The organism is Stenotrophomonas sp. CS3K5 (assembly GCF_059515225.1).
Window position 1 is genome coordinate 62,306 of record NZ_JCAKRX010000001.1, and the last position, 26,738, is coordinate 89,043.

Below are 26,738 nucleotides of genomic sequence, written 5' to 3' on the forward strand. Positions count from 1 at the left end.
ACTACGTTGAAGTGCACAGTAGTGCGAAGTTCGGTATAGCGAATGTGTCGTTAGTCACTCTGCCGGTTGGCGAGACCGCTGCGCTCGCGCAGAATCGAACCCTTGTTCATGTTCCGGGGTTCCCATGCCGCACCGCCGTTGCCTTGCCCTGACCGCCCTCGCCCTGGCCTGCCTGCTGCCCTCGTTGGCCAACGCGGCCACGCCCTACCGCAGCCCGCAGCAGATCCTCGATGCGTCGGCGGCCAGTGACTGGCGTACGCCGGACCCGGCCAACCTGCTGTACATGGACCTGCCGGCCGGGCGGGTGATCATCGAGCTGGCACCGCAGTTCGCCCCGCGCCATGTGGCCAACATCCAGACCTTCGCCCACGAGCATTTCTGGGACGGCACCAGCATCTACCGCTCGCAGGACAATTTCGTGGTGCAGTTCGGCGACGCTGACGCCGATGACGCGGCCAAGGCCAGGCCGTTCGGCAGCGCCGCACGCAAGCTGCCGGCCGAGTTCGAACGCGCCAGCACCGGCCTGAAGGTGAGCGTGCTGCCCGATCGTGATGGCTGGGCGGCACAGACCGGGTTCGTCGACGGCTTCCCGGTCGGCCAGGACCCGCAGGCCGGCAAGGCCTGGCTGGCGCACTGCTACGGCATGCTGGGGGCGGGCCGCAACAACGAGGAAGACAGCAGCATCGGTGCCGAACTGTACGTGGTGACCGGGCAGTCACCGCGCCAGCTGGACCGCAACATCACCCTGGTCGGCCGCGTGCTGAAGGGCATGGAGCTGCTCAGCGCGATCCCGCGCGGGCCGGCGCCGATGGGCTTCTATGCAGACCCGGCGCTGCGCACGCCGATCATATCGATACGCCGCGCCAGCGACGTGCCAGCGGCCGAACGCACGCCGATCCAGGTGCTGCGTACCGATTCGAAGACCTTCGCCGATACGGTGGAGGCGCGGCGCAATCGCGTGGATGATTTCTACAAGCGCCCGGCGGGGCATATCGATCTCTGCAATATTCCGGTGCCGGTGCGGTGATGGTTTCCGCACGTTACGCGTGCTGAAGGTGCTTCACTGTTCATGGGCGTTACTTTTCTTTTCGCGCGAAAAGAAAAGTAACCAAAAGAAACGCGCCGCCAGGTCGCGAGCCGCCGTGCTTCGCACGTCGGTCCCCTGCGCTTCTCGGCGAATCAGGGGACGGTGCCGAACTCGCTGCGCTCAGACATCGGCACCTCTTCGCCCCTGATTCCCCTGCGATGCTCGGCTCGCTCAAGGCGGATCCAAGATCAAGAGCCACAGCTGCACGACGATGTTTGGTAGTGCCGGGCCGGGCCCGGCGAGCGAAGCGACCGCTTCTGCCCTTGATCCTGGATCCGCCTTGAGCGAGCCGAGCACCGCAGGTCCGGCGAGGGCGAAGAGGCGCGGGTGTTTGAGCGCAGCGAGTTCCCGCGCCGTCCCTCGACGTGCCGAGGAGCGCAGGGTACCGGTGCGCAGCACCGGCTCGCGACCTGGCGGCGTGTTTCTTTGGTTACTTTCTTTGCACGAGCAAAGAAAGTGACACCTCTCCGCAGGCCCGGAAAAGACCTGCCGGGCAGCGCCCGGCACTACCAGCGCTTCGGCACCCTCAGCCCTTCTGGCTGACCGCCACGCTACCCAGGATCAACGCACCGGCAATCAACATCTGCACCGTCACCGCCTCGCCCAGGAACAACCACGCAAACGCCGCGCCGAACAGCGGAATCAGGTAGGTCACCGTCGAGGCGCGCGATGGGCCGATACGGCCGATCAGCCGGTAGAACATCAGGAACGCCAGGCCGGTGCAGGCCACGCCCAGTGCGATCGCCGCGCCCCACGCCTTCAGCGGAATCGCCGCCTGCGGCCAGTGCGTCACCGCCATCGGCAGCATCCACAGCGAGGCGCACGACAGCGTGGCCGCCGCCGCCGCTGCCGAGGGCAGGCCGGTCATATGGCGCTTCACCAGGTTCACGCCCAGCCCGTACAGCAGCGACGCCGCTGCACCCGCGATCACGGCAGTACCGATGCTCAAGCCGGAAACCTTGGCCGTAGCCAGCACCACCACGCCAGCGAAGCCGACCAGCAAAGCGCCGGCGCGGCGCATGCCGATCTTCTCGCCGAAAAACAGGAAGGCGATCAGCGCGGCGAACAGCACGGTCATCGCATTGCAGATCGCGCCGATCGCCGCCGGTGCCTGCTCCGCCGCATAGGCAAACAGCACGAACGGCAGCGCCGAGTTGATCAGGCCGATCGGTGCCAGCCACAGCCATCGCCGCGGCGGGAACTGCGCGCGCGCGCGCCACAGGAACGGCAGCAGCACCAGCGCGCCGAGTACCAAACGGAGTTCAACCAGCGCGAACGGGCCGAACGACGGCACCGCCCCCCGCATGAACAGGAACGAGCAGCCCCAGATGGCGCCCAGCAGGGTCAGTTCCAGCGGTGTGCGCCAGTCGCGCTCGGCCGCCTGTGGGACCGCATTCATGCCCTGCCTCCGTCCATCGTCGAGTCCTCGTCAAGGCACACAGGATCGTGCGGGGACGCCCGCCGTACAAGCGCGTAGTATCGCTGCCAGCCACAAATCTGGCTTGAGGCTCGACATGCAGCTACGCCCCTCCCTGCTCCCCGCACTGGCCGTGTTCGCGGTCGCCGCCCGCCACCAGAACCTTGCCCAGGCCGCGCAGGAACTGCACCTGACCGCCAGCGCCGTCAGCCACCACGTGCGGCGCCTGGAAGAAGTGCTGGAAACGCGCCTGTTCCTGCGCCATGCCCGCGGCGTGCGCCTGACCGCCGAAGGCCGGCAGCTGGCCGATGCCGCCAGCGCGGCCTTCAGCGATGTCGCGGCCGTGGCCCATCACCTGCATCCGGATGCAGACAGCGTGCCGCTGCGGATCACCACGCTGCGCTCGCTCTCCTACTGCTGGCTGCTGCCGCGGCTGCCGCGCTTCACCCAGGCACATCCGCACATCCGCATCGAGCTGCACACCGGCAGCGGGCTCGATCGCTACGACGACAATGGGCCGGAGGTCGGCATCCGCTACGGTCTGGGACAGTGGCCGGGCCTGCATGCGCAGCACCTGATGGACGACTACCTGTTCCCGGTCGCCTCGCCTGCGCTGGCCGGGGTCGAATCGCTGGACGATCCGGCCCGCATCGCCGACCTGCCGCTGCTGACCGACCTGTCGCCGCAAGGCTGGCGCGACTGGTTCCGCCATGCCGGCGTGCGCCCGCCCTCACCCTTGCCGCCGATGCACACCTTCGCCGACAGCACCGATGCGATGCGTGCAGCGGTATATGGCATGGGGGCGGTACTGGCACGCACCCACATCGCCCAGCCCTACCTGCAGCGCTACGAAGTGGTGCGCCTGCCAGGACCTGCGTTGAAGGCGCGCTATGCCTATTACGTGGTGCATGCCGAAGCACAGCCACCCAGCCCGGCAGCACGCCTGTTCATCGACTGGTTGCTGGAGCAGGCCCAGGACGAGCGCACGCCGATTCCCGCGCTGCCGGACAGCCTGTTGGGGCGTCCGGCCACGCGCGGCTGACTGCGCCCTCACCCGTTCTTTGCTTCGCGCTGGCTAGGCTGCAGTCGAACCCTTCCACGTGCCCCTGACATGAGCCTGCTGCGACTGCGCATCACCGGAACCGAAGACGACGCCCGCGCCATCAGCGATCTGCTGCTCGGCCTGGAGGGCATCGAGCACGTCGAGGAAACCGACGACCTGATGCCACACATGGACGATGACGATTCCAGTTCGGCCGGGCTGTCCGATGATATCGGCCCCGGCATCCACGAACTGGAAGTGGAAGTCGGCAACGAGAGCACCGCGCAGAAGGTGCGCGATGCGGTGCAGGAGCTCGCGTTGGAGCTGGATGTGTTCGTCGAGTACGAAACCGACGAAGGATGAGTGTCCGCCGGGCATGGCCCGGCGCTACGTTCTGCAGATTCCGATAGTGCCGGGCCATGTCCGGCGACCGTGCGCGATTACGTCGTGCGACGGCGGCGGCGCCACCAGGTACGCACGCCCCATCCTGCGATCAGGGCCAGCACCGCCACCGGCAACAAGGCGGCCGCGGCACGGATCAGGAACGCCACGCTGGTGCTGAGGATGCTGCCTGACTCGCTCAGCGCCTCGCCGATCTCGCTGCGGCTGCGCTGGCCCGAGGTGGTGGCAAAGTGCAGCGTCACCAGCTGGGTATCGATACGCCGGCGCTGCTGCGCCGAATCCTTGTTGGCCTGCTCGACACCGGCCTCGATCTCCGACAGGCGCGTGGTGATCGCCATCAGGTCCTCGATCTTCAGGTCCTTGCGGTCCTGGTAGGAGAGCAACCGTGCGTGCTCCTTCTCAAGCCGCGCCTTGGTCAACGCAGTGTCGGCCACCTGCTGGGCGAGGTCTTCAGCGCGCGTGTTGCGCGACTGCAGCGTGCCGCCGTCACCGGCCAGCGCGATCAACGGCTCGGTGCCCTTCGGGGCGATGCGCACCTTGACCTCGCCGCTGGGCTGATCGCCACTGCGCTGGTCGACCTGCAGCACTGCACAATCACCGAACTTCGCACTCTGGCAGGCCTGAGCGACCTGCTGGATGCGTGGAGCGATCTGCGCGGCGTCCAGCTGGATCTGCACGTCATGTTCGTAGGCCAGGAACGCGCCGTCCGGAGAGGCAATGGCCGCTTCGGCGGCCACCGCGCCGGTATCGGCACTGGCCGCCCGATCGCCGCTCTGGGCACAGGCCGCCAGCGCCAGCAGCAGCATCGGCGCCACCACCGCGCGCGTCCATGCGCCGGTGCGGCTCACAGTGCGGCTCCGTCGTAGGAGGTCACCGTAAGCGCTGCCAGATCCACCGCCGGCACGCAGCGCACGTTCACCGCCACCATCGTCGTGCCGGTGCGCGGATCCACCGCTTCGCTGTAGGGGGCGATGCCGCATTCGCGGCAATGGTGGTGGTCGATGTGGGCCTTGTTGAAGTGGTAGGTGGCCACGTCCGCCGGATCGGTGGCCAGCTGGAACGCCTCGCGCGGGGCGAACCACAGCAGGCTGCCGCGGCGGCGGCACATCGAGCAGTTGCAGTCGATCACATCGCTGATCGGTGCCTGTGCTTCCACGGTGAATGCGATCCTGCCGCAATGGCAGCTTCCCTGGTATTGCATGTCCTGCGCTCCGCTGGAGGGTCCTTGTGCCGCCCATGGTAATCCTATGGCACGGGGACAAAGCAGCTCCGGGGCCCTATGCTCGGGGTTTGACCCTGCACAGGAACGCCGATGCGCCCGCATCTTCTTGCCCTCGCCCTGGTGGCCGCCCTGGCTGGCTGCCAGCCGACCGACGCCCCGACCAATGCCGCCACCCCGGCCGCCGGCCAGCAGGCGGCGGATGCGGCAGCCGATGCTGCCTTCGCCGATCTGTCCAAGCGCGCCCTCGATACGTGGATGCAGCTGTCGCCGGTCAGCGCGACCCAGATCGGCGACCACCGTTACGACAGCGAGCTGGACGACCTGAGCGCCGCCGGCCAGCAGAAGACCGTGGCCGCCTACAAGGCGCTGCTGGGTGAGCTGGACAAGATCGAAGTGGCCAAGCTGGGCCGCGAGAACCAGGTGGACGCGGCGATCCTGCGCAACCAGCTGCAGTCGGAAATCTGGAACGCCGAAGTGCTGCAGTCCGGCAAGTGGGACCCGCAGCTGTACAACGGCATCGCCGGCAGCGCGATCTACGGCCTGATGGCGCGTGAATTCGCGCCGCTGCCGGAGCGCCTGAAGTCGGCTACCGCGCGCATGGAAAAGCTGCCTGCGATCTTCGCCCAGGCCCGCGAGAACCTGGACCCGGCGCGCGTGCCGAAGATCCACGCCGAGACCGTTGCCAAGCAGAACAAGGGCATCCTCAGCATCGTCGATACCTTCATCACCCCGCACATCGGCGAACTGCCGCAGGCCGACCAGCAGCGCCTGCAGGCCGCCATCGAGGGCCTGAAGAAGGCGGTGGACGAGCAGCAGACCTGGCTGGACAAGACCCTGGTGCCGAATGCCCAGGGCGACTTCCGCATCGGTGCGGAAAAGTACGACCAGAAGCTGAAGTTCGCGCTGAGCTCCTCGCTGTCGCGCCAGGAGATCGGTGAGCGTGCACGTGCCGAACTCAAGCGCGTGCGCGAAGACATGTACGGCATCGCGCAGACCGTGCTGAAGGACAAGCCGGGTGCGCCGGAGATGCCGGCCCAGCCGACCGACGAGCAGCAGCAGAAGGCAATCGAAGCGGCGCTGGAGCTGGCCTACGCCGACAAGCCGGCGCGCGACAAGGTGGTCGACGATGCCAAGGCCGCGCTGGAGCAGTCCACCGCGTTCGTGCGCGAGCACGACCTGATGACCCTGCCCGATGCGCCGGTGGACATCATCCTGATGCCGGAATTCCAGCGCGGCGTGGCCGTGGCGTACTGCGATTCGCCGGGCCCGCTGGACAAGAACCTGAAGACCTTCTACGCCGTGTCGCCGATTCCGGACGACTGGAACGACAAGCAGGTCGATTCGTTCCTGCGTGAGTACAACTCGCGCATGATCCACCTGCTCAGCATCCACGAAGGCACCCCGGGCCATTACCTGGAAGGCTGGCATTCGGCCAAGTTCCCTTCCACCCTGCGTGCGGTGCTGCGTTCGGGCCTGTTCGCCGAAGGCTGGGCGGTCTACACCGAGCGCATGATGCAGGAGCAGGGTTACCTCAACAACGACCCGCTGTTCCACCTGGTGCAGCTGAAGTTCTACCTGCGCACGATCTCCAACGCGATCCTCGACCAGGGCGTGCACGTGGACAACTGGGATCGCGAGAAGGCGATGCACCTGATGACCCACGACGCGTTCCAGCAGGAAAGCGAGGCGGCCGGCAAGTGGGTACGTGCACAGCTGACGTCGGCGCAGCTGCCGACCTACTTCGTCGGTGCGCAGGAACACTTCGACACCCGCAAGGCGGTGCAGGAGAAGCTGGGCGACAAGTTCAACCTGAAGGCGTACCACGATCAGGTGCTGTCCTACGGCGCGCCGCCGGTGCGCTTCGCCCGCCAGCTGATGTTGGACCAGCCGATCGAGTGATCGGGGATGTAGGTTGGAATCGGAACGGCCCGGGGAGACCCGGGCCGTTTCTGCATGCGGTAGCAGGAGCCGCGCCTGCATCACGCACCGGCAACATGCACGGGCACATCGTTTGCCGGGTTCCCCCTTCCACCGGCCTCCATGTCTCTCCCCCTGTTCCGTCTTGCACTGCTGCCCACGCTGCTGGCCAGCGCCTGTGCCTTCGCCACCTGCCCTCCACCACCGCCCGGCCAGCCCGACATCCGCGCCCTGGGCTACTACACCGACAAGGCCGGCTCGGTGATCGACCCGGCGCTTCAACAGCAGAATCATGACGCCACCGCGTCGCTGGACCGCTATGCCGCCGACGTGGCGCGCATGAGTGACGACTACCTGCGCGATGGTGATCGCGCCGCTGCGCAGTGCACGCTGGCCTGGCTCGGCGCTTGGGCGAAGGACGGCGCGATGCTCGGGCAGATGATACGGGTCAACAACGACCAGTCGTTCTACATGCGGCAGTGGATGCTCGATGCGGTGGCCATGGCCTACCTGAAAGTGCATGACCAGGCCGACCCGCAGCAGCGCGCGCGCATCGATCCGTGGCTGCAGCAGCTGGCACGCGCCAATCTGACCTACTGGGACAACCCGAAACGGCGCCGCAACAACCACTACTACTGGGGCGGTCTGGGCGTGCTGGCCACCGGCCTGGCCACCGATGACCCGGCCCTGTGGCAGGCCGGTCATGCCGCCTTCCAGAAGGGCGTCGATGACATCCAGGACGATGGCAGTCTGCCGCTGGAAATGGCGCGCGGGCAGCGTACCCTGCACTATCACGACTACGCGCTGGCGCCGCTGGTGATGATGGCCGAGCTGGCCCGGCTGCGCGGCCAGGACTGGTACGCCAGCCGCGACCACGCCATCGATCGCCTGGCGCGACGCGTCATCGAGGGCAGCAAGGACCCGGCGTGGTTCAACCAGCAGACCGGCGTGGCACAGCTGCCGCTGCAGGCCAGCGGCTGGGTCGAGTTCTATCGACTGCGCTCGCCCGATGGCGGCCTGTTCGAAGCCGCACACGCACGTGGGCCATTCCACTCGCCGCGATTGGGCGGCGACCTGACCCTGATGGCCACGCACGGCATCGTGCGCGCGCCCCTACGCTAGTCGCGCACCTCAGCGGGCCGCCGGTTGCAGCAGGCGCTGGAACTCCGCGGCGGTGCAGCCCTGCGCCGCGCAGCCCGGCACCCGCAACGCGACACGGCCCGGCGGCTGCGCCTCGGTCAGCGGCTGTGCGTCACGCAACTGTACGGTGGTCGGGTAGACGTAGACCAGGCGGATCCGCTCCCTGCCGCTGCGGCGGTCACGCCAGCGCTCGAACTGCAGCAGGCCACCGATCGGCGTCTTCTCGTACTGACCTGGCAGTGTGTAGTCGGTGATGCCCAGCGCCGCCAGCACCGAGCCGATGTTGGAGTCATGACCGACCAGCAGGGCCACCTTCGGTGACGCCGGATCGTTCAACAGCGTGCCTACCTGCTCCAACAGTGGCGCGGCCACATCACGCGCCACCCCGGGTGTGCCGAACAGGATGTCCTGGTAGCGATTGCGGATCTGCGCCAACGCCTGCCATTGGCCCTCGGTGTTCAACCGGCCCCAGCCTTCGGCGGCGGCGTCGCGTGCCTCGTAGTGCTCCATCAGCAGCGCGTCGACCACGCCACTTGCCAGCGCCAGCGATCCGGTCGCGCGCGGCTCCTTGCCCGCTTCCGCAGTGAAGGTGGTATCGGTCAGGGTCAGATGGCAGTCGCTGCGGTCAGCACAGGCCGCCGACTGAGGGTAGCGTGTAACCGCCTCCACCACCGCCAGTGCCGGCGCCAGGTCCGCCTCGGTCAATGCCTGCCGCATCGATGACAGCGCGCGCTCGCGATAGGCCACATCATCGCGATGGATCACCGGATTGAACAGTGGGTCCATCGTGCCCAGCGGCATGCGCTGCTCGATCGCCACGTGGCAGCCCGGGAAGGCACCGGCAAGGAAGAACTGTGCGGTGGCCTGGGTGCGTTGCAGGCTGTTGGCATGGGCGTGGAGATCGCCCGGTTGCGGGCATCCCGACCGCGGCAGCAACTGCGTCTGGCGCAGCCACTGGCCGACGTAGCGGCCCATGTAGACCTCCAGCACGCCGCCCTTGGTGGTCAGCTCGCCCGCACCCACGTCCCAGCGCGGCCAGGTTTCAGGGGTCGCGTTGGCGAGCGCGCCGGAGGCCACCACCGGCGCGCGCAGGTTGTGGCGGCTGAGCAGGATCACCTGTTCAAGCTGCTCGTCGGCCGCAGGAGCGGCCATTGCGGTCGCAGCACTCGGGCCCAGCGCGAGCGCCAGCAGCAGGAGGCGGAGGGGGAGGATCATGCAGCTCTCCAGAATCACGCGGGGGGTCAGAGCCCTTTGCTTCGGAAAGGGATCCGACCCCGAAGCGGTCATTGATCGGCGGCGACAAAACCACCGGTCTGCCGCGCCCACAACCGCGCATACAGCCCACCGGCCGCAATCAGCTCGGCGTGGCTGCCGGTCTCGACGATGCGGCCCTGGTCCATCACCACCAGCCGGTCCATGCGCGCGATGGTCGACAGCCGGTGCGCGATCGCGATCACCGTCTTGCCGCCCATCAGTTCGTCCAGGCTGTCCTGGATCGCCGCTTCAACTTCCGAGTCCAGCGCCGAGGTCGCCTCGTCCAGCACGAGGATCGGGGCATCCTTCAGCAGCACGCGGGCAATGGCGATGCGCTGGCGCTGACCACCGGAAAGCTTCACGCCGCGCTCGCCGACATGCGCGTCGTAGCCGCGACGGCCCTGCCCGTCCACCAGTGTGTCGATGAAGCTGGCCGCGCGCGCCTTGGCCACCGCCGCGTGCAGTTGTTCGTCGCTGGCATCCGGGCGGCCATACAGCAGGTTGTCGCGGATCGAGCGATGCAGCAGCGAGGTGTCCTGGGTGACCACGCCGATCTGCTGGCGCAGGCTCTCCTGGGTGACATAGGCAATGTCCTGGCCGTCGATCAGGATGCGGCCGCTCTCCAGGTCGTACAGGCGCAACAGCACGTTGACCAGGGTCGACTTGCCGGCGCCGGAAGGGCCGACCAGGCCGATCTTTTCACCCGGCTTGACCACCAGGTCCAGACCGGCGATCACGCCGCCCTTCTTGCCGTAGTGGAAGTGGATGTCCTGGAAGTGCACGCCGCCGCGGGTCACCTGCAGCGGCACGGCATCGTCGCGGTCCTGCACGGTCAGCGGCTGGGCGATGGTGGTGATGCCATCCTGCACCGTACCGATGTCCTCGAAGATGCCGTTGATGGTCCACATGATCCAGCCGGACATGTTGTGGATGCGGATCACCAGGCCGGTGGCCAGGGTGATCGCGCCGACCGTGATGTGGCCACCGTTCCACAGCCACAGCGCCAGCCCGCAGGTCCCGGCGATCAGGAAACCGTTGACGATGGCGATGGTCAGGTCCATGCCGGTGGTGATGCGGGTCTGCGCGCGGTGCTTGACCGCCAGTTCCTGGATCGACTCGGCCACGTAGGCCTGCTCACGTCCACCATGGGCGAACAGCTTCAACGTCGGGATGTTGGTGTAGCCATCGACGATGCGGCCCATGGCCTTGGAACGCGCCTCGGAGGCGATCCACGCCCGCTCCTTCGCGCGCGGCACGAAGTAGAACAGGATCACCGCATAGGCCAGCAGCCACAGGATCAGCGGCACCATCAGCCGCCAGTCGGCCTGCGCGAACAGGTACAGCGCGGTGCCGGTGTAGACCACGATGTACCAGAGCGAATCGACCATCTGCACCGCCGATTCGCGCAGCGAAGTACCGGTCTGCATCACCCGGTTGGCGACGCTGCCGGCGAAGTCGTTCTGGAAGAAGCTCAGGCTCTGCCGCACCACGTAGTTGTGCATCAGCCAGCGCGAGCGGTTGCTCAGGCCGGGCACGATGGCCTGGTTGACCAGCAGGTTGTGCAGGCCGACCAGGATCGGCCGCGCGATGACGGTGATGAACAGCATCCAGCCCAGTTCATTGGCGTGGCGCTTGAAGAAGTCGGCACCCGGCCGTTCGGCGACCATGTCGACGATGCGGCCCAGGTAATCGAACATCGCCACTTCCACCAGCGCCAGCAGCAGGCCGGCGATCAGCGTGGCCAGCAGCACCGGCCACACCGGGCGCAGGTAGTGCAGGTAGAACGGAAACACCCTGCGCGGTGGCATGCGCCCGTCCACGGGCGGGAACACCGGAATCAGGGATTCAAACCAACGGAACATCGCATTCCCTCGCCATCAATAGCCGGCGAAGTATCCCACGCCGGATGTGTACGCCGGCCGACGATGCCCGGCTTCCGGTAGCGCCGGGCCAGGCCCGGCGGCGTCATTTCACCGGGGTGAACAGCAGGTCCTGGAAATCGAAGCTGAAATCGGTCAGGTCGGAAATCGGCTGCATGCGCACCTCGCGCACCTTGCCGTCCGGGTCCAGGCTGAAGTTCACGAACGCATCGGCGTTGAGCGAGCGGTCATCCCAGCGCACGATGAAGGTGTCGTGCTGCCAGTGCTCCAGGCGCCCACTCAGCTGCGCGGTCCTGGCAAAGCGCAGACGCAGGCCCTTGCCGTCGCCGCTGACCTGCATGTCGCCGTACCAGCGGTCACGGAAGGTCCCGGTATAGCCTGCCAGCGCCAGCGATGGCCGGCTGCCCTTGTCGCGTGCGCTCTGATGCTTGGCCCACGCCTCGTCAGCCTTGTCCTGGCCCTTGGCCACCGCCTTGGCATAGGCATCCACCCAGTCATGCGTTTCACCGCCCAGGTAGGCATCGAGCACGCTCAGGGTGATCGCGTTGAACGCCGCGCCCACCTCCTGGTTGGTCAGCACCACCACGCCCAGCTTCTCGCCCGGCACCAGGGTCAGCCGCGAGACCATGCCCGGCCAACCGCCGGTGTGCCAGACCAGCTTCTGCCCGCGATAGTCGCTCAGGCTCCAGCCTTCGCCGTAGCCGGCGAAATTGGCCCGTGCCGGCGCCAGTTCCGGCACGCTCGGCGCCGGGATCGACTGCGGCGTGATCATCCGCCACATCTGCTGCTGGCTCTTCTCGGAGAACAGCGGTGTGCCATCGGCCAGCTTGCCTTCGGCCAGCTGCACCTGCATCCAGCGCGCCATGTCGTGTGCGCTGGAATAGATGCCACCGGCACCGGCATTGTTCGACCAGGTCAGCGGCGCGACGGTGCGCAGGTCCTTGAAATCGTACTTGGCGTGGCCGACGGCAGCCTTGTCGCCTGGCTTGAGGTGGTCGGCGTTGTAGCGCGTCCCGGCCATGCCCACCTTGTCGAAGATGCGGGTCTGCAGGAACTGCTGGTAGCTCATGCCGGAGACGTGCTCGATCACCTGCTGGGCGACCGCGTAAAGGATGTTGTCGTAGGCATAGCTCTCGCGGAAACCGCCCTTCAGCGGCACCCTGCCCAGCCGCTCCACCACTTCGGCATTGCTGTAGGACGTGGTCGGCCAGAACAGCAGGTCGCCGGCGCCCAGGCTCAGTCCGCTGCGATGCGAGAGCAGGTCGCGGATGGTCATCTGCCCGGTCACGAACGGGTCGGACATGCGGAACGACGGCAGGTGATCGATCACCTTGTCGTCCATCTTCAGCTTGCCGTCCTCGGCCAGCAGATTCAGCGAGGTGGCGGTGAACGCCTTGGTGTTGGAGGCGATGGCGAACAGCGTGTCGGCCTGAACCGGCTCCTGCCTGCCCAGCTCGCGCACGCCCCAGCCACGTTCCAGCACCACCTGGCCATCCTTGACCACGGCCACGGCGATGCCGGGCACGTCGAACTGCGCGCGCACGCGCTCGACCGTCGCATCCAGATCCTGCAGCGGCGCCGGGGTCGACGCGCTCGCCATGGTCGTGCACGCCAGCAGCACGGCTCCTCCAATCCAGGTCTTCATCCAGCACCATCTCCGAACAGGGGTCGCGGCCATGTGCAGGCCGTCACCGGGGTTTCGCGCGATGGTAACGGTCCCCGGCCGATCCTGCCCTGTGCCATAGGAGGGGTGTCATGGGCGGGAAAGGCCAACCGAGCAATGGATCCACCATCATTCCGTGCCTGCGTTACCGCGACGCGCTGGCCGCCATCGACTGGCTGCAACGCGCGTTCGGCTTTCATGCGCAGGCGGTGTATGCCGATGGCGATACCGTATTCCATGCGCAGCTGACCTTCGGCAACGGCATGATCATGCTCGGCTCGGCCGGCAACCAGAGCGCGTGGAGCGAACACACCGCCCTGCCCGACGAGGTCGGCGGCCGCCAGACCCAGAGTGCCTGCGTGATCGTCAGCGATGCCGATGCGCACTATGCACGGGCCAAGGCGGCCGGAGCGCGCATCGTCATCGACATCGCCGACCAGGACTACGGCGGCCGCGGCTATGCCTGCGCCGACCCGGAAGGCTACCTGTGGTGGTTCGGCAGCTACGACCCGTGGCGCACGGACCACGGCCAGTGAGCGCCGGCGCCATCCGCTGCGGCATCGGTGGCTGGGTGTTTCCACAATGGCGGGGCGGCGTGTTCTATCCCGCCGGCCTGCCCCAGCGTGAAGAACTGGCACATGCCAGCCGTGCGCTGCGCTGCATCGAGATCAACGGCACCTTCTATCGCACGCCCACCCCCGGCCAGTGCGCGCAATGGGCGGCACAGACGCCGGACGGCTTCCGCTTCGCGATGAAGGCGCCGCGTTATCTGGTGCAGCGCCGGGACCTGTCCAGTACGGTGGAGGCTGCGGCCCCCTTCCTGCAGGCCGCGCTCGCGCTCGGCGATCGGCTGGGCCCGCTGCTGTGGCAGTTCGATCCCCGCCATCCGGCCGATGCGGCCATGCTGGCGGCGCTGATGGCGCAGCTGCCCAAGCAGCTGGAGGGCGTGCCGCTGCAACACGCTCTGGAAGTCCGCAACGCCGAGGTGCACGGCCCGGCACTGGTGGCCGCTGCACGCACGCATGGCGTGGCGCTGGTGATCGAGGACAGCGACGAGGCACCACTGCACGGCGATGTCAGCGCCGGCTTCGTCTATGCGCGGATCAAGCGCAGCCAGGCGCGCTTGAACGAGGGTCTGCCGGCGAGCGTGCAACAGCGCTGGAGCGAACGCGCCCGGCGCTGGTCGCGCGGTGAGCCGGTGGATGACCTGCCGTGCCTGGCCGGGCCTGCCACGAAAGCACCTCGCGAGGTCTACCTGCTGTGCATCGGCGCGGGCAAGGTACGCAATCCGGCGGCGGCGATGGCGCTGCAGCGGCGGGCCGCAGAAACCAGCCATCCGACCCGCGGATAGCGCCGCGGACGATGGCTTGCCGCACAATAGGCGGATGAGCACACCCGACACCCGCAAAGCGCTGTGGCAGATCCACTTCTGTGTCCTGCTGTGGGGCGTCACCGCCATCCTCGGCAAGCTGATCACCCTGCCCGCGCTGCCGCTGGTGTGGTGGCGCATGCTGCTGGTGACGGCGATGCTGGCCCTGCTGCCGCGGGTCTGGCGCGGGCTGCGCACCCTGCCCCTGCGCGTGGTGGCCGGCTACGCCGGCATCGGCGCGCTGGTCGCCCTGCACTGGCTGACCTTCTATGGCGCGGTGAAACTGGCCAATGCGTCCGTGGCCGCCACCTGCATCGCACTGGCGCCGGTGTTCACCTCGATCATCGAACCGTGGGTGGCCAAGCGGCCGTTCCAGCTGCGTGAGCTGGCCTTCGGCCTGGCCGTGCTGCCCGGCGTCGCGCTGGTGGTCGGTGGCGTACCCGATGGCATGCGGCTGGGCGTGCTGGTCGGCGCGGTGTCAGCGTTGCTGGTGGCCGTGTTCGGCTCGCTCAACAAGCGCATGGTCAGCCATGCCGACCCACTCACCGTCACCGCGCTGGAACTGGGCGCCGGCACGCTTACGCTGACTCTGCTGGCACCGCTGATGCCGTACCTGCTGCCGGCACTGGCCAGCCCGTTGTGGGTGGTGCCGGACCTGCATGACGGCCTCCTGTTGCTGGTGCTGGCCGGCTTCTGCACGCTGCTGCCGTTCGCCTTGGCCCTGGTCGCACTGCGCCATCTCAGCGCCTACACGGTGCAGCTGGTGACCAACCTGGAACCGGTCTACGCCGTGCTGCTGGCGGTGGTGCTGCTGCGCGAGCAGCACGAGGTCACACCGTGGTTCTACCTGGGCGTGGCGATCATCGTCGGCGCGGTGTTCCTGCACCCACTGCTGAACCGCCGCAAGCCGGTACAGCATCCAGAGATCCTCGGCACGGCCGAGGCGCGCAACATCGCCGATTGAGTGCATCCACGCAGGGCGTGGATCTACCGGAGCCGGATCGACGGCTCAGCGCTGTGGCCAGTGCCAGGCCGGGGCATCCAGCAGGCCCTGGCCACTCAGCAGGGTGCGGCCCTGTTGCTTGTGCAGGTGCAGCGAATGACACCCCGGCGCCTGTTCCAGTGCCGCGATCAGGCGGCTGGCGTGTGACACCACCCACACCTGGCTGCGTGCGCTGGCCGCAATGATCAGCCGTGCCAGCGCTGGCAGCAGGTCCGGATGCAGGCTGCTCTCCGGTTCGTTGAGCACCAGCAGCGGTGGCGGGCGCGGGGTATGCAGGGCCGCGGCCAGCAGCAGGAAGCGCAGCGTGCCGTCGGAAAGCTCGGCCATCGACAAGGGCCGCAGCAGGCCGGGCTGGTGGAAGCGCAGGGCCAGGCGCCCGTCCAGTGCCTCGAACCCGACCGTCGCCCCCGGGAACGCATCGTCCACGCTGCGCGCCAATGCGACCGGATCGCCGATCTCGACAATGGTCACCCACGCCGCAGCCAGATCGCGCCCATCGTGATGCAGCACCGGCGTGCGCGTGGCCATCGCCGGCTGGCGTGCAGGCGCATCGGCGTCGCTGCGGAAATGGTCGTAGAAGCGCCATCGGCGGATGTAGTCGCGCAGGGCCAGGGTCTCGGGCATGCGCTGCGGGTCAGCCACCTGGGTGAACAGGCTGTCGAACACCGACAGGCGGTCATCGACCCGTTCCCAGCACTGCGCATGGCGCCGTCGCACACTCGCCCCGCGGCGATCAACCAGCAGGTTGGCGCTGCGCAGGAACGGCCCGGCCCAGATCGCTTCGGCCTTGATCTGCGGATCCAGCGCGAACGCCGAACGGCTGGGTGGCGGATAGCCGAAGTCGATGGCATAGCCGAATTCGTCGGTGGCAAAGCCCAGCTTCAACCCCACTGCGGCCTGGCGTGGGCCGCCCTGCAGCGGGATCTCGCCCGCGCCGACGCGACGGTCGATCGTTTCCGGTCCGGCCCACAGTGCCGAGCCCAGACCCCCTTCGCGGGCCAGCACGGCAGCCACCCCGCCCTGCGCGGTTTCCGCCAGCAGGCGCAGTGCGCGATACAGGTTGGATTTGCCGCTGCCGTTCTCACCGGTGATCACGTTCAACGGGTGCAGGGGCAGCACCAGGCCGTGCAGCGAACGGTAATGGGCGATGGCCAGGGTCTGCAGCATGGGCGAGTCCGGGGAACAGGAACGCCATACTCGCGCGGTGCAATCGCACAGGCCGCGACACAGCGTCAGCCCATCGGTGGAAGCATCCACGCCGGGCGTGGAACTACCGGGCGGGGGCTCAGTCGGCCCGTTCCACCCGGTTGCGGCCGTTGCCCTTGGCCCGGTACAGCGCCTTGTCGGCGCGCGCCAGCGTTTCGTCCACGTTCTCGCCCGCGCGGTGCTGGGCCACGCCGATGCTGATCGTGACCGGGAAACCCAGCGGCAGGTCGGCCACCGCCAGGCGCAGGAACTCGCATTGCAGTTCGGCCGTGCGCAGGTCGGTACCGGGCATCACCGCCACGAACTCCTCGCCGCCGTAGCGTGCGGCCATGCCGCGGCCGGCGAAGTGCGAGCGCAGCAGCACGCCCAGTTCGGCCAGCACCCGGTCACCGGTGGCATGGCCCTGGAAATCGTTGATGTGCTTGAAATGGTCGATGTCCAGCAGCGCCACGCAGGCCAACCCCGGCTGCCCTTCGGTCACGGCCACCGCCTGGTCCAGCGCCGCCGCCATCGCGCGACGGTTGGGCAGCCCGGTCAGTGCATCGGTACGGCTCTGCTCGGTAAGGTCGGCGTTCTGCGCCAGCAGCACGTCCTGGTATTCGGACAGCAGGCGTTCGTAGTCGTCACGCTCGAGCATGTGCTTCTGGATGTCGAGCGCGAAGCGGCGCAGCTCCATCACCAGCATCACCTGCCGCGACAGCGCGGCCAGTGCCTCGGCCTTGTCGTGGGCCAGGTGCTGCGGCTGTGCATCGAACACGCACAGCGTGCCAAGCGGCAGGCCATCGGAGCTGATCAACGGTGCGCCGGCGTAGAAGCGGATATGCGGGTCGCCGGCCACCACCGGGTTGTCGTGGAAACGGATGTCCTGCAGGGCGTCCTCGACCACCATGATTTCCTGCGGCTGCAGGATGGCGTGGCCGCACATCGATTCGCTGCGCAGGTTCTCGGCCGCGTCGATGCCCTGGATCGACTTGAACCATTGCCGTTCAACATCGATCAGGGTGACCGCCGCCATCGAGGTGCCGCAGACTGCCTTGGCGATCACCACCAGGTCATCGAAGGATTTCTCACGCTCCGAATCGAGGATCCGGTAGCGGTACAGCGCCTCGAGGCGGAGAGCTTCGTTGGCGGGCTTGTCGGGCTTGATCATGCAGCGTCATGTTCCGGCAGGTCGCTGCGAAGTCTAGCGGATGCCGGGCTGCAATCCGCACATCGAGGGGTGCCGGCCAGCGGCCGGCACTACCAGTCCAGCTGCTTCGGCAGCAGGCCCTGCAGTTCCTGCTCGGTCAGATTGCGCCACTGCCCCGGCTTCAGCGCACCGATCTTGATGTTGTCGATGCGCACGCGGCGCAGCTGGGTCACGCGGTAACCGAATTCAGCGGCCATCAGGCGGATCTGCCGGTTCAGGCCCTGCTGCAGGGTGATGCGGAAACCGAACTTGGCGATCCGCGAGGTCTTGCACGGCAGGGTCATCTGGTCGTGGATGCGCACGCCGCGGGCCATGCCGCGCAGGAACTCGTCGGTGACCGGCTTGTTCACCGCCACCAGGTACTCCTTCTGGTGGCCATTCTCGGCCCGCAGGATCTGGTTGACGATGTCGCCGTTGCTGGTCATCAGGATCAGGCCTTCCGACTCCTTGTCCAGCCGGCCGACCGGGAAGATGCGCTGCTCGTGGCCGACGAAGTCGACGATGTTGCCCTTGACCGAGCTTTCGGTGGTGCAGGTGACGCCCACCGGCTTGTTCAGCGCGATGTAGACGTGGCGGCGGGTGCCGGGCTTGCGCGCGACCCGCGCGCGCAGCGGCTGGCCATCGACCAGCACCTGGTCTTCCTCGCCCACCACCGCGCCGGTGCCGGCCGGGTGGCCGTTGACGGTGACCCGGCGGGCGGCGATCAGGCGATCGGCCTCGCGACGGGAGCAGAAGCCGGTATCGGCGATATGTTTGTTGAGTCGGGTGGTCATCGCACCATTATCCGGTATCCCGCCCGGCGCGCCTCATGCCAGTGCAGGTGGATCGAGCGTTTCACCGTCGAACACGCGGTTGCGGCCGCCGCGCTTGGCCGCATACATGGCATGGTCGGCCCGGCGCAGCAGCGCCGCCAGATCGTCCTCGCCCGGCCGCCACTGTGCCAGGCCGATGCTGGCGGTCACCTCCAGGCCCGGCACCTGCAGCGCCTGCCCCGCCTCGGTGATGCGCTGGCGCAGCCGCTCCAGGCGCGCCGACGCGGCCTCGCGCGGCATGCCCGGCATCAGCAGCAGGAACTCCTCGCCGCCCATCCGCACCACCTGGTCCTGGCTGCGCACCGCCGCACGCAGCGCGCGCGCCACCGCCACCAGCACCTGATCGCCCACCGCATGGCCATGGCGATCGTTGATGTCCTTGAACAGGTCGATGTCGAGGAAACCGATCACCAGCGGCCCCCGCTCGCGGTCCACCCGTTCCAGCTGGCGGGCCAGCTGCTGCAGGCCGGCGCGACGGTTGGGCAGCCCGGTCAGGCCATCGGTCTCGGCCAGCTGGCGCAGTTCATCGCGTTGCTGGCGCAGCCGCCCCAGCCGCTGGTTCAACGCGTAGGCTGACATCATCAGCAGCCAGGTCACGGCCAGCTGCAGCGCCTCCACCCGGTACTCCAGCAGCCACTCCGCACGGCAGGCATCGGCGACGATCAGCACCAGCATCGGCGCCAGCGCCGCCAGCCCGGCCTGCGCCCAGCGGTCACCGCGCCAGCGCGCCCACACGCCCACGGCCAGCGCCAGGCCGCAGCCCAGCAGGCAGGACGCCTGCAGGCCGCGCGCCACCCAGGCCAGGCCATCGCGTTGCAGCCACGGCACCAGCACCGCCACGCCCAGCAGCCCCCACAACGCCAGCAACTGGGCCGGGCGCGAGCGCGGCAGCAGACGATCACCGCCATTGAGCCGCCACAGCGCAGGCAACACCAGCGCCTGGGTCGCTGCGGTCAGCGCCAGCAGCCACCAGGCGCCCTGTTCGCCCACCGGCAGCCACGGTTCCGGATAGCCGCTCAGGCCCCCCAGGATGGACTGCCACAGCACCATCACGGCGGTGCCGGCGATGTAGACCAGGAAACTGCGATCACGCGTGGTGAGGAACGCCATCAACGCCGACAGCGCCAGCGCGATCGCCACTGCGATGCAGGCCGCGCGCACCAGCAGCCGGGCGGTGTCGTTCTGCTGCACCGGGCTGGGCGCGCCCAGCCGCAGCGTCGGCACCCAGCGCGCCTTCAGTGGTGTCTGCCAGGAAACCAGGAACGGTTCATGGCTGCCGGCCACAGGCACCGCGACCAGGCCGATGCCCGCGCGGAAGCGCGAATCGCGGGTGCGCGCGTCGTGCATGTTGCCGCAGATCTCGCGATCGCCGTGCTGCACGCGCACTTCGCCGGCAAACACGTTGAACACATCCAGCGCCTGCGGCTGGCCCGACCAGCCCCCCGGTGGTGCCGCGACCTGCACCTGCTGGCGCGGACCGTCCAGCATCTGCGGCGTGCAGGCCCGGTGCGGCGTGGGTTCGTCGGTGGCGCTGCCCACCAGCAGGTAATCGTGTCCGGCCGCTGCCGGAGCCGCCTGCAGCGGCCAGGACATCGCCCACCACAGCAGCAGCACGATCCGCACCCCACCTGTTCGGTACCGCCACTGCCTGCCGCCCACGCCACGTCCTGTTCCTGCCTACGACCGCGCCCACTGCACGTCGCCCCTGGCCGGCATTATCGCAGCCCCCGCAACGTCGCATGTGTAGACCAAAGTCGCTGCGGGCCTTCAGCCGGCGGCCGGCGGTCCTTTCACTGCGACCAGCCGCGCCGGCCGCAGCTCGGACAGCGTCATCCGTTCCAGCGGCTGCGGCCGTTCGATCGCATAGCCCTGCAGCCCCTGCACGCCCAGCCGGGTCAAGGCGGCGGCGACCTCGGCCGTCTCCACCCACTCGGCCACCACCTCCATCTGCAGTTCGCGCCCCAGTTCGCTGATCGCACGTACGGTAGCGTGGCTGACCGGATCGGTATCCATGTCACGCACGAACGCACCGTCGATCTTCAGGATGTCCGCCGGCAGCTGGCGCAGATACCCGAACGAGGACAGGCCGGAGCCGAAATCGTCCAGCGCCATCCGGCAGCCGCGCGCCTTCACCGCATCGATGAAGGCGCGTGCCTGGCTCAGGTTGCTGATCGCGGCCGTCTCGGTGATCTCGAAGCACAGCTTGGACGCCAGCGCCCGGTTGCGTTCCAGCAGATCGCAGACGAAGGCCAGGAACCCCGGCTCTGCGATCGACTGTGCCGATACGTTCACATTGCACAGCCCCAGCTGCCGGACATGCGCCGGGCAGACCTGCAGGTGCCGGAACAGCAGGCCGAGCACGTGCCGGTCCAGTGCCACGGCCATGCCGTAGCGCTCCACCGCCGGCATGAACTGGCCCGGCAGGTGCAGGCTGCCGTCACTGCCACGCATGCGCACCAGCACTTCGTAGTGCAGGTACTGCGGATCGCCGACACGGGCGATGCGCTGGGCGTACAGCACCATGCGGTTCTCGGCCATCGCCACGCTGACGCCCTGCAGCCGTTCGGCTTCTCGGCGCCGTTCCTCCAGCGCCATGCGGTTTTCGTTGAAGCAATGCACGCGATTGCGCCCGGCCTGCTTGGCTGCGTAGCAGGCACTGTCGGCAGCGCTCATCAGCCAGTTCACGTCCGGCGCCTCGGCGTTGACCTCGACCACGCCGATGCTGCAGCTCGGCTGTGGGCTGCCCTCCCGCATCGGGAAACTGGCCTGGCCCAGGTTGCGGATCACCCGCTGCAGTACGCGCTTGGCCTCGTCCTGCCCGGCATGGGCAAGGAACACCGCGAATTCGTCGGCGCCCAGGCGGCCCACCCAGTCGCCTTCGCGCACCGCCGCCAGCAGATAGTCGGCGAAGCTGCGCAGCATCTGGTCGCCGGCAGCATGGCCGAAACTATCGTTGACCAGCTTGAAATGGTCCAGGTTGATGTAGCACAGCGCATGCGTGCCGCCCTCGCTGCGCACCTGCAGCAGCGCCCGCTCCAGCAGCCGCTCGATCTCGCGGCGGTTGATCAGGCCGGTCAGCGGATCGTGGCTGGCATGGTGTTCGATCTCGCGTGCCAGGGCATGATTCTGGCTGACGTCCTCGATGATCGCGAACACCGACAAGCCGCCATCGGCGCTGCGTACACCGGTGCCACTCCAGCGCCCCCAGACCAGGCTGCCATCGCGGCGCCGGAAACGCAGCTCACTTGGCCGCAGCTGCCTGTCCCAGTCGATCCGCCCTACGCCATCGATGACCAGTTCCCCGTCCATCAACAGGTCGCCCAGGGACAACTGCATCAGCGCATCGCGACGATGGTCGAGGATGTCGGCCATCGCCTGGTTGGCCTCGACCACCTTGCCGTCGGTGTCGAGCTTGAGCATGCCGACATTGGCCTGGTAGAAGGCCGCGCGGAACCGGCTTTCATGCTCGGTCAGGTCCTTGCCGACGCGCCGCGCCAGTGCGACCGCCATCAAGCTGATCGCCAGCACCGACAATCCACCGACCACCAGCGTGGCGATGCGCACCATCGTGGCCATGCGCAGCAACGCCTGCGAAAACGCCTGGGCCTGGATCTGCAGGCGGCGGTCAAGATCGCGCAGCTGCTGCAGATGAAGGTCACGGGCGGCAGTGGGCAGCGCGCCCTGCGGGTGCCGCCGCTGCAACGTATCGATCAGCCGCTGCACCGCTCTGAGGTCATCATCGGTATTGCGCCACAGCGTGGTGGCTTCGCGGAAGGCGCCGATGTCGCGCGCATAGCGGAACGAGAACACCAGGCGCGGAATATCCGCCGGCGCGTTGCCGCCCTGCAGGAAGCCCTGCCTGGCCTTGCCGACATCCGGCTCGGCCTGTTCGAGCGCAAGCCGCGCCTGCAGATCGCCCAACGGCACCTGCAGAGCCTGGCGCGCATCGTCCAGATCGCGGGCATCGGCACGGGCCAGGTAACGGCTGAGCGCGGCGGTCGCATCCTGCTGCCCCCGCGACCAGTAGCCCTGGCCGGCGATCCAGGCAGTGGACGCCGCCTGCAACTCCTGGATCAACGCGGACAGTGCCACCAATCCGATCGCCATGCCCGTCAGCAACGCAAATCGCAGTCCCAGGCCACGGGTCATCGGAACCCGTCGGCGCTGCTGGTCCGTGCCACTCCTACCCATCCCGGATCCCCCCGAATGTGCTGCGGTGACAACCTCCCTTGGAACCGGTCCAGCCTATGACCGGCAATGTGTGGGCCATGCGAAAAAGGGGACGGAGGGGATTAAGTCGCTTTCGGCAGAAGCGTCCAGCCGGCCAATTGCGACTTAATCCCCTCCGTCCCCTTTTTCGTGGGCCACAACGGGCAACGCCAGCCCGGAGGCTGGCGTTGTTCACTACGTCGGGTGAGGCTCAGTAGCTGCGCGGGCCGCGCGGCTTGAAGCCATCACGGCGCGGCGGGCGGCCGTCGCGGTCACCACCACGGTCGCCGCGTTCGCCACCGTGACCACCCGGACCACCCGGGCCGCCACGACGCGGACCACCCGGACCACCCGGACCGCGCTTGTCGAAGCGCGGCTTGAACGGGCGCGGAGCCGGGTTGGTGTCTTCACCCGGGGCCAGCGCACGCATCTGCAGCTGCTGGCCGGACACCCAGACCTTCTGCAGGTGCGACAGCACGTCCGGCGGCATCTGCGCCGGCAGATCCAGCAGCGAGAAGTCGTCGTGGATGTCGATGCGACCGATGAAGCGGCTTTCCAGGCCGGCTTCGTTGGCGATGGCGCCGACGATGTTGGCCGGCTTCACGCCATGCTGGTGGCCCACCGAAATGCGGTAGGTCTCCATGCCCTGCTCCGGTGCACCGCGCGGCGGAACCTCACGGCGCGGGCGCTGCTCGAAACCGCCTTCGGCGTCATCACGGCGCGGGCCGCGTTCGAAACGCGGACCACGATCGTTACGATCGAAACGATCACCGCGTTCCGGACGGTCGCCACGGTCGAAACGCTCGCGCGGGCCCCGTTCTTCACGCGGGGCCCGCACCGGCGCCTGCAGCAGGAACGGAGTGTCGCCCTGCAGCATCTTGGCCAGCGCGGCGGCCACTTCGATCGCCGGCACGTTCTGCTCGTTCTCGAAGCGCTCCAGCAGCTGGCGGTAGAAGTCCAGGCCACCGGCGCCGAGGGTCTCGCTGATGCGCGAGGTGAACTTGTTGATGCGGGTGTCGTTGACCGCTTCCACGCTCGGCAGCTGCATTTCTTCGATCGGCTGGCGGGTGGCGCGCTCGATCTGGCGCAGCATGCCCTTCTCGCGCGGGGTGGCGAACAGGATCGCCTCGCCGCTGCGGCCGGCACGGCCGGTACGGCCGATGCGGTGCACGTAGCTTTCGGTGTCGTACGGGATGTCGTAGTTCAGCACGTGGCTGATGCGCTCCACATCCAGGCCACGCGCGGCCACATCGGTGGCCACCAGGATGTCCAGCTTGCCTTCCTTCAGCATGGCGATGGTGCGCTCACGCTGGGCCTGCTGCATGTCGCCGTTGATCGCGGCAGCCGCCAGGCCACGGGCCTGCAGCTTGCTGGCCAGTTCTTCGGTGCCGGCCTTGGTGCGCGCGAAGATGATCATCGCATCGAAGGGCTCCACTTCCAGGATGCGGGTCAGCGCGTCCAGCTTGTGCATGCCACTCACCCACCAGTAACGCTGGCGGATGTTGGCCGAGGTGGTGGTCTTGGCCGCGATGGTCACTTCCACCGGATCCTGCAGGTAGGTCTGCGCGATGCGACGGATCTGCGGCGGCATGGTGGCCGAGAACAGGGCCACCTGGCGCTGCTCCGGCAGCTTCTTCAGCACGGCTTCGACGTCGTCGATGAAGCCCATGCGCAGCATTTCATCGGCTTCGTCCAGCACCAGGGTCTTCAGCTCGGACAGGTCCAGGGTGCTGCGGTCCAGATGGTCGATCACGCGGCCGGGGGTACCGACCACGATGTGCACGCCGCGGCGCAGCGCCGACAGCTGCTGGCCGTAAGGCTGGCCGCCGTACACCGGCAGCACGCGGAAGCCCGGGATCTTCGACGAATAGGACTGGAACGCCTCGGCGACCTGGATGGCCAGTTCGCGGGTCGGCGCCAGGATCAGGGCCTGGGGCTTGATCTGCTGCAGGTCGATGTTGGACAGTACCGGCAGTGCGAACGCAGCGGTCTTGCCGGTACCGGTCTGGGCCTGGCCCAGCACGTCGCGGCCTTCCAGCATCGCCGGGATGGTAGCCGCCTGGATCGGCGACGGGGTTTCGTAGCCGATGGCGGTGACCGCCTGCATCACGGGCTCGGACAGGCCGAGCTGCGCAAACTGCAGCGGCGCTTGGGATTCTTGGGACATGGAAAACTCCAAAGGCACGGCCATCTGCATGGCAGTGCGATAAAAAAGGGATGGTCCGCGCTTTGGGCGCCCTTCTTATCGCGTGCCCTGGCGCTGCTCGTTCGGAGGGAGATTCACTCGCTCAGAGCGGAATGATACCGCATTGATCCTGAACAACGCGTACAGCTTTGCGTGCGCGTGCCGTCATGCCCCGTGCTGGCGCACAATACGCGCCCTCTTCCCCCCCGGCCCGGCCGCTGGCCCGTGCCCTATCCCAGGAAACCCCGCTCCATGCAGATTCTCGAATTCGACCTCGACGGCGACTACGTCGAACTCAAGCAGCTGCTCAAGCTGGCCGACCTGGTCACCAGCGGTGGCGAGGCCAAGATGGTCATCAGCGAAGGCCAGGTCCTGGTCGACGGTGAGGTCGAGCTGCGCAAGGCCTGCAAGATCCGCGCAGGCCAGGTGGTGGAATTCGCCGACAGCCAGATCCGGGTGCTGGCCGCCGGCTGATCTGAACCCGTTCAGGCCACGCGCTGGGTGAGATGCGCGGCAATCAGTTGCCGGAACGGCGCGACGCCCTGTGCCAGGCGCAGACCGGCCGCACGCAGCACGCGGGCCGGGCGGCGGTCGTCGGTATACAGGCTGGCGATTGCATTGGTCGCCTCGTAAAGCGGTCGCGACGCCAGTCGATGACCACGCTGGTAGCTGGCCAGCATGCCTGCGGCGGCAATGTCGGCACCGCGGCGCTGCTGCTCGACGATGCCCTGTGCCAGCCGCTGCGCGCTGGCCAGGCCCAGGTTGAAGCCATGCGCGGTGACCGGGTGCATGCCCACCGCGGCATCACCGATCAGCGCCGAGCGCTCGCCGACGAAACGGTGCGCGTACACGCCGACCAGCGGATACGCCTGTGGCGTGGCCACCGGCTGCATGCGACCCAGGCGGTGCTCGAAGAAGGCCGTGACGGCCTCACCGAAGGCCACCTCGTCCATCGCCAGCAACTCCTCGATCTGCCGCGGCGGCAGCGTGATCACCGCCGAGGCCTGGCCCTGGTTGAGCGGCAGCAGCGCCAGGGTGCGGCCATAGCCGAACCACTCCCAGGCGGTGTGATGGTGATCGCGCTCGACCTGCATCCGGCACACCAGCATCGACTTGCCGAAGTCGCGCATCTGCGCGCCGATGCCGAGCATGCGGCGGGTGGCGGAGAAGCGGCTGTCGGCGGCGATCAGCAGGCGCGCGTGCAGTTGGCTGCCGTCATCGAGCTTGACCACGTGGCCCTGCGCGTCGGCCTGCACCCCCAGCACCTTGCGCCCGTCGAACAGTTCCAGGCCGTCCTGCCCCTGCACCGCATCCCACGCGGCACGGCGGATCAGGTGGTTGGGCACCAGCCAGCCCAGCGGCTGGCCGTCGACCTGGCGGCTGGCAAAGGTCAGCGCGAACGGCGATGCGCCGTTCATCACCCGCGCATCGCGCAGTTCGGCGATCTCGGCATGCGGCAGGCGCTGCCACAGCCCCAGCTGCTCCATGCTCTGCCGCGAGGCATGGGTCAGCGCGATCTCGCGACCATCAAAGGCGGCATCGGCCAGCGCCTGGCGCGGCTGCACGTCCACCAGCCCGACCTGCAGGCCGCTGTCGGCCAGCGCGCGCGCAAAGCACAGGCCTGCCGGCCCGGCACCGACCACCACCACGTCCATCCTGCGCATGCGCGCCTCCTGCCGTTGATCCAGTCCGCGCCAGCATAGCGCCGTGCAGCTGAGCGGCCTTGATCTGGATCAGCGCC

General features: G+C 68.0%; 22 protein-coding genes. 9 read left to right on the forward strand and 13 right to left on the reverse strand.

Annotation, left to right across the window (positions count from 1 at the left end; translation table 11 throughout):
• The first annotated feature begins 124 nt into the window (after positions 1-124).
• Positions 125-1,027 carry a peptidylprolyl isomerase gene (locus tag AC5YGJ_RS00275; protein WP_496185391.1) on the forward strand — a complete coding sequence of 301 codons (903 nt, stop codon included), beginning with the start codon at positions 125-127 and terminating at the stop codon, positions 1,025-1,027.
• A 586-nt stretch (positions 1,028-1,613) separates the two neighbouring features.
• Here the strand turns inward: AC5YGJ_RS00275 and AC5YGJ_RS00280 are convergent.
• Positions 1,614-2,486 (reverse strand): DMT family transporter, encoded by an 873-nt coding sequence (locus tag AC5YGJ_RS00280; RefSeq protein WP_496185392.1) that lies wholly within the window; start codon positions 2,484-2,486, stop codon positions 1,614-1,616.
• Between the two features lie 115 nt (positions 2,487-2,601).
• On the opposite strand from AC5YGJ_RS00280, the gene AC5YGJ_RS00285 reads away from it, so the two are divergent.
• Together AC5YGJ_RS00285 and AC5YGJ_RS00290 are read left to right on the forward strand one after the other, a co-directional pair.
• A complete protein-coding gene (locus AC5YGJ_RS00285; RefSeq protein ID WP_249844599.1) occupies positions 2,602-3,546 on the forward strand; it encodes a LysR substrate-binding domain-containing protein in 945 nt (314 codons plus the stop codon).
• A gap of 69 nt (positions 3,547-3,615) precedes the next feature.
• Positions 3,616-3,909, forward strand: coding sequence for a hypothetical protein (locus AC5YGJ_RS00290; RefSeq protein WP_107230313.1), 294 nt, complete (start codon positions 3,616-3,618; stop codon positions 3,907-3,909).
• Between the two features lie 77 nt (positions 3,910-3,986).
• On the opposite strand, the gene AC5YGJ_RS00295 is transcribed toward AC5YGJ_RS00290, so the two are convergent.
• Both AC5YGJ_RS00295 and AC5YGJ_RS00300 read right to left on the reverse strand, forming a co-directional pair.
• Positions 3,987-4,754 carry a DUF4349 domain-containing protein gene (locus tag AC5YGJ_RS00295; RefSeq protein ID WP_496185604.1) on the reverse strand — a complete coding sequence of 256 codons (768 nt, stop codon included), beginning with the start codon at positions 4,752-4,754 and terminating at the stop codon, positions 3,987-3,989.
• A 38-nt stretch (positions 4,755-4,792) separates the two neighbouring features.
• On the reverse strand, positions 4,793-5,149 hold the full coding sequence (locus tag AC5YGJ_RS00300) for a GFA family protein (RefSeq protein ID WP_496185393.1): 357 nt from the start codon (positions 5,147-5,149) through the stop codon (positions 4,793-4,795).
• Between the two features lie 111 nt (positions 5,150-5,260).
• Between AC5YGJ_RS00300 and AC5YGJ_RS00305 the strand changes: the two genes are divergently transcribed.
• Together AC5YGJ_RS00305 and AC5YGJ_RS00310 are read left to right on the forward strand one after the other, a co-directional pair.
• Positions 5,261-7,069, forward strand: a complete 1,809-nt coding sequence (locus tag AC5YGJ_RS00305; RefSeq protein WP_496185394.1) for a DUF885 domain-containing protein — start codon at positions 5,261-5,263, stop codon at positions 7,067-7,069.
• A gap of 141 nt (positions 7,070-7,210) precedes the next feature.
• On the forward strand, positions 7,211-8,209 hold the full coding sequence (locus AC5YGJ_RS00310) for a polysaccharide lyase (RefSeq protein WP_496185395.1): 999 nt from the start codon (positions 7,211-7,213) through the stop codon (positions 8,207-8,209).
• A 9-nt stretch (positions 8,210-8,218) separates the two neighbouring features.
• On the opposite strand, the gene agp is transcribed toward AC5YGJ_RS00310, so the two are convergent.
• The 3 genes from agp to AC5YGJ_RS00325 all read right to left on the reverse strand — a co-directional run bounded on the left by agp (position 8,219) and on the right by AC5YGJ_RS00325 (position 13,006).
• Complete coding sequence (gene agp / locus AC5YGJ_RS00315) at positions 8,219-9,442, reverse strand: bifunctional glucose-1-phosphatase/inositol phosphatase (protein ID WP_496185396.1); 1,224 nt, start codon at positions 9,440-9,442, stop codon at positions 8,219-8,221.
• Positions 9,443-9,510: 68 nt separating this feature from the next.
• On the reverse strand, positions 9,511-11,343 hold the full coding sequence (gene smrA, locus AC5YGJ_RS00320; protein WP_496185397.1) for a multidrug efflux ABC transporter SmrA: 1,833 nt from the start codon (positions 11,341-11,343) through the stop codon (positions 9,511-9,513).
• Between the two features lie 103 nt (positions 11,344-11,446).
• Entirely contained in the window at positions 11,447-13,006 is a 1,560-nt protein-coding gene (locus tag AC5YGJ_RS00325; RefSeq protein ID WP_496185398.1) for a serine hydrolase, read from the reverse strand.
• 110 nt (positions 13,007-13,116) lie between these two features.
• Here AC5YGJ_RS00325 and AC5YGJ_RS00330 point away from each other — a divergent pair, with 110 nt between their 5' ends.
• Genes AC5YGJ_RS00330 through AC5YGJ_RS00340 form a run of 3 tightly spaced genes read left to right on the forward strand, consistent with a single transcriptional unit; the run spans position 13,117 to position 15,357 of the window.
• Complete coding sequence (locus tag AC5YGJ_RS00330; protein ID WP_496185399.1) at positions 13,117-13,560, forward strand: VOC family protein; 444 nt, start codon at positions 13,117-13,119, stop codon at positions 13,558-13,560.
• Positions 13,557-14,375, forward strand: a complete 819-nt coding sequence (locus AC5YGJ_RS00335; RefSeq protein ID WP_496185400.1) for a DUF72 domain-containing protein — start codon at positions 13,557-13,559, stop codon at positions 14,373-14,375. The genes AC5YGJ_RS00330 and AC5YGJ_RS00335 overlap by 4 nt, the downstream gene beginning before the upstream one ends.
• Before the next feature lie 34 nt (positions 14,376-14,409).
• Positions 14,410-15,357, forward strand: coding sequence for a DMT family transporter (locus AC5YGJ_RS00340; RefSeq protein WP_309337448.1), 948 nt, complete (start codon positions 14,410-14,412; stop codon positions 15,355-15,357).
• Positions 15,358-15,402: 45 nt separating this feature from the next.
• On the opposite strand, the gene AC5YGJ_RS00345 is transcribed toward AC5YGJ_RS00340, so the two are convergent.
• The 6 genes from AC5YGJ_RS00345 to AC5YGJ_RS00370 all read right to left on the reverse strand — a co-directional run bounded on the left by AC5YGJ_RS00345 (position 15,403) and on the right by AC5YGJ_RS00370 (position 24,979).
• Positions 15,403-16,563 (reverse strand): AAA family ATPase, encoded by a 1,161-nt coding sequence (locus tag AC5YGJ_RS00345; RefSeq protein WP_496185401.1) that lies wholly within the window; start codon positions 16,561-16,563, stop codon positions 15,403-15,405.
• 118 nt (positions 16,564-16,681) lie between these two features.
• A complete protein-coding gene (locus AC5YGJ_RS00350) occupies positions 16,682-17,752 on the reverse strand; it encodes a GGDEF domain-containing protein (RefSeq protein ID WP_249844610.1) in 1,071 nt (356 codons plus the stop codon).
• Positions 17,753-17,841: 89 nt separating this feature from the next.
• A complete protein-coding gene (locus AC5YGJ_RS00355) occupies positions 17,842-18,564 on the reverse strand; it encodes a pseudouridine synthase (protein ID WP_107230300.1) in 723 nt (240 codons plus the stop codon).
• Between the two features lie 33 nt (positions 18,565-18,597).
• Positions 18,598-20,262: a sensor domain-containing diguanylate cyclase gene (locus AC5YGJ_RS00360; RefSeq protein WP_496185402.1), complete on the reverse strand. Its 1,665-nt coding sequence runs from the start codon at positions 20,260-20,262 to the stop codon at positions 18,598-18,600.
• Between the two features lie 108 nt (positions 20,263-20,370).
• Positions 20,371-22,794, reverse strand: coding sequence for a putative bifunctional diguanylate cyclase/phosphodiesterase (locus AC5YGJ_RS00365; RefSeq protein WP_496185403.1), 2,424 nt, complete (start codon positions 22,792-22,794; stop codon positions 20,371-20,373).
• Positions 22,795-23,023: 229 nt separating this feature from the next.
• Complete coding sequence (locus AC5YGJ_RS00370; protein WP_409461133.1) at positions 23,024-24,979, reverse strand: DEAD/DEAH box helicase; 1,956 nt, start codon at positions 24,977-24,979, stop codon at positions 23,024-23,026.
• A gap of 270 nt (positions 24,980-25,249) precedes the next feature.
• On the opposite strand from AC5YGJ_RS00370, the gene AC5YGJ_RS00375 reads away from it, so the two are divergent.
• Complete coding sequence (locus tag AC5YGJ_RS00375; RefSeq protein WP_006426190.1) at positions 25,250-25,471, forward strand: RNA-binding S4 domain-containing protein; 222 nt, start codon at positions 25,250-25,252, stop codon at positions 25,469-25,471.
• A gap of 11 nt (positions 25,472-25,482) precedes the next feature.
• Here the strand turns inward: AC5YGJ_RS00375 and ubiM are convergent, their stop codons facing one another.
• Entirely contained in the window at positions 25,483-26,661 is a 1,179-nt protein-coding gene (gene ubiM / locus AC5YGJ_RS00380) for a 5-demethoxyubiquinol-8 5-hydroxylase UbiM (protein WP_249844614.1), read from the reverse strand.
• Between the last annotated feature and the right edge of the window lie 77 nt (positions 26,662-26,738).

Coding starts and splice junctions, on each gene's coding strand:
- AC5YGJ_RS00275 (WP_496185391.1), top strand. CDS start 125: ATGCCGCACCGCCGTTGCCTTGCCCTGACCGCCCTCGCCCTGGCCTGC.
- AC5YGJ_RS00280 (WP_496185392.1), bottom strand. CDS start 2,486: ATGAATGCGGTCCCACAGGCGGCCGAGCGCGACTGGCGCACACCGCTG.
- AC5YGJ_RS00285 (WP_249844599.1), top strand. CDS start 2,602: ATGCAGCTACGCCCCTCCCTGCTCCCCGCACTGGCCGTGTTCGCGGTC.
- AC5YGJ_RS00290 (WP_107230313.1), top strand. CDS start 3,616: ATGAGCCTGCTGCGACTGCGCATCACCGGAACCGAAGACGACGCCCGC.
- AC5YGJ_RS00295 (WP_496185604.1), bottom strand. CDS start 4,754: ATGCTGCTGCTGGCGCTGGCGGCCTGTGCCCAGAGCGGCGATCGGGCG.
- AC5YGJ_RS00300 (WP_496185393.1), bottom strand. CDS start 5,149: ATGCAATACCAGGGAAGCTGCCATTGCGGCAGGATCGCATTCACCGTG.
- AC5YGJ_RS00305 (WP_496185394.1), top strand. CDS start 5,261: ATGCGCCCGCATCTTCTTGCCCTCGCCCTGGTGGCCGCCCTGGCTGGC.
- AC5YGJ_RS00310 (WP_496185395.1), top strand. CDS start 7,211: ATGTCTCTCCCCCTGTTCCGTCTTGCACTGCTGCCCACGCTGCTGGCC.
- agp (WP_496185396.1), bottom strand. CDS start 9,442: ATGATCCTCCCCCTCCGCCTCCTGCTGCTGGCGCTCGCGCTGGGCCCG.
- smrA (WP_496185397.1), bottom strand. CDS start 11,343: ATGTTCCGTTGGTTTGAATCCCTGATTCCGGTGTTCCCGCCCGTGGAC.
- AC5YGJ_RS00325 (WP_496185398.1), bottom strand. CDS start 13,006: ATGAAGACCTGGATTGGAGGAGCCGTGCTGCTGGCGTGCACGACCATG.
- AC5YGJ_RS00330 (WP_496185399.1), top strand. CDS start 13,117: ATGGGCGGGAAAGGCCAACCGAGCAATGGATCCACCATCATTCCGTGC.
- AC5YGJ_RS00340 (WP_309337448.1), top strand. CDS start 14,410: ATGAGCACACCCGACACCCGCAAAGCGCTGTGGCAGATCCACTTCTGT.
- AC5YGJ_RS00345 (WP_496185401.1), bottom strand. CDS start 16,563: ATGCTGCAGACCCTGGCCATCGCCCATTACCGTTCGCTGCACGGCCTG.
- AC5YGJ_RS00350 (WP_249844610.1), bottom strand. CDS start 17,752: ATGATCAAGCCCGACAAGCCCGCCAACGAAGCTCTCCGCCTCGAGGCG.
- AC5YGJ_RS00355 (WP_107230300.1), bottom strand. CDS start 18,564: ATGACCACCCGACTCAACAAACATATCGCCGATACCGGCTTCTGCTCC.
- AC5YGJ_RS00365 (WP_496185403.1), bottom strand. CDS start 22,794: ATGGGTAGGAGTGGCACGGACCAGCAGCGCCGACGGGTTCCGATGACC.
- AC5YGJ_RS00370 (WP_409461133.1), bottom strand. CDS start 24,979: ATGTCCCAAGAATCCCAAGCGCCGCTGCAGTTTGCGCAGCTCGGCCTG.
- AC5YGJ_RS00375 (WP_006426190.1), top strand. CDS start 25,250: ATGCAGATTCTCGAATTCGACCTCGACGGCGACTACGTCGAACTCAAG.
- ubiM (WP_249844614.1), bottom strand. CDS start 26,661: ATGCGCAGGATGGACGTGGTGGTGGTCGGTGCCGGGCCGGCAGGCCTG.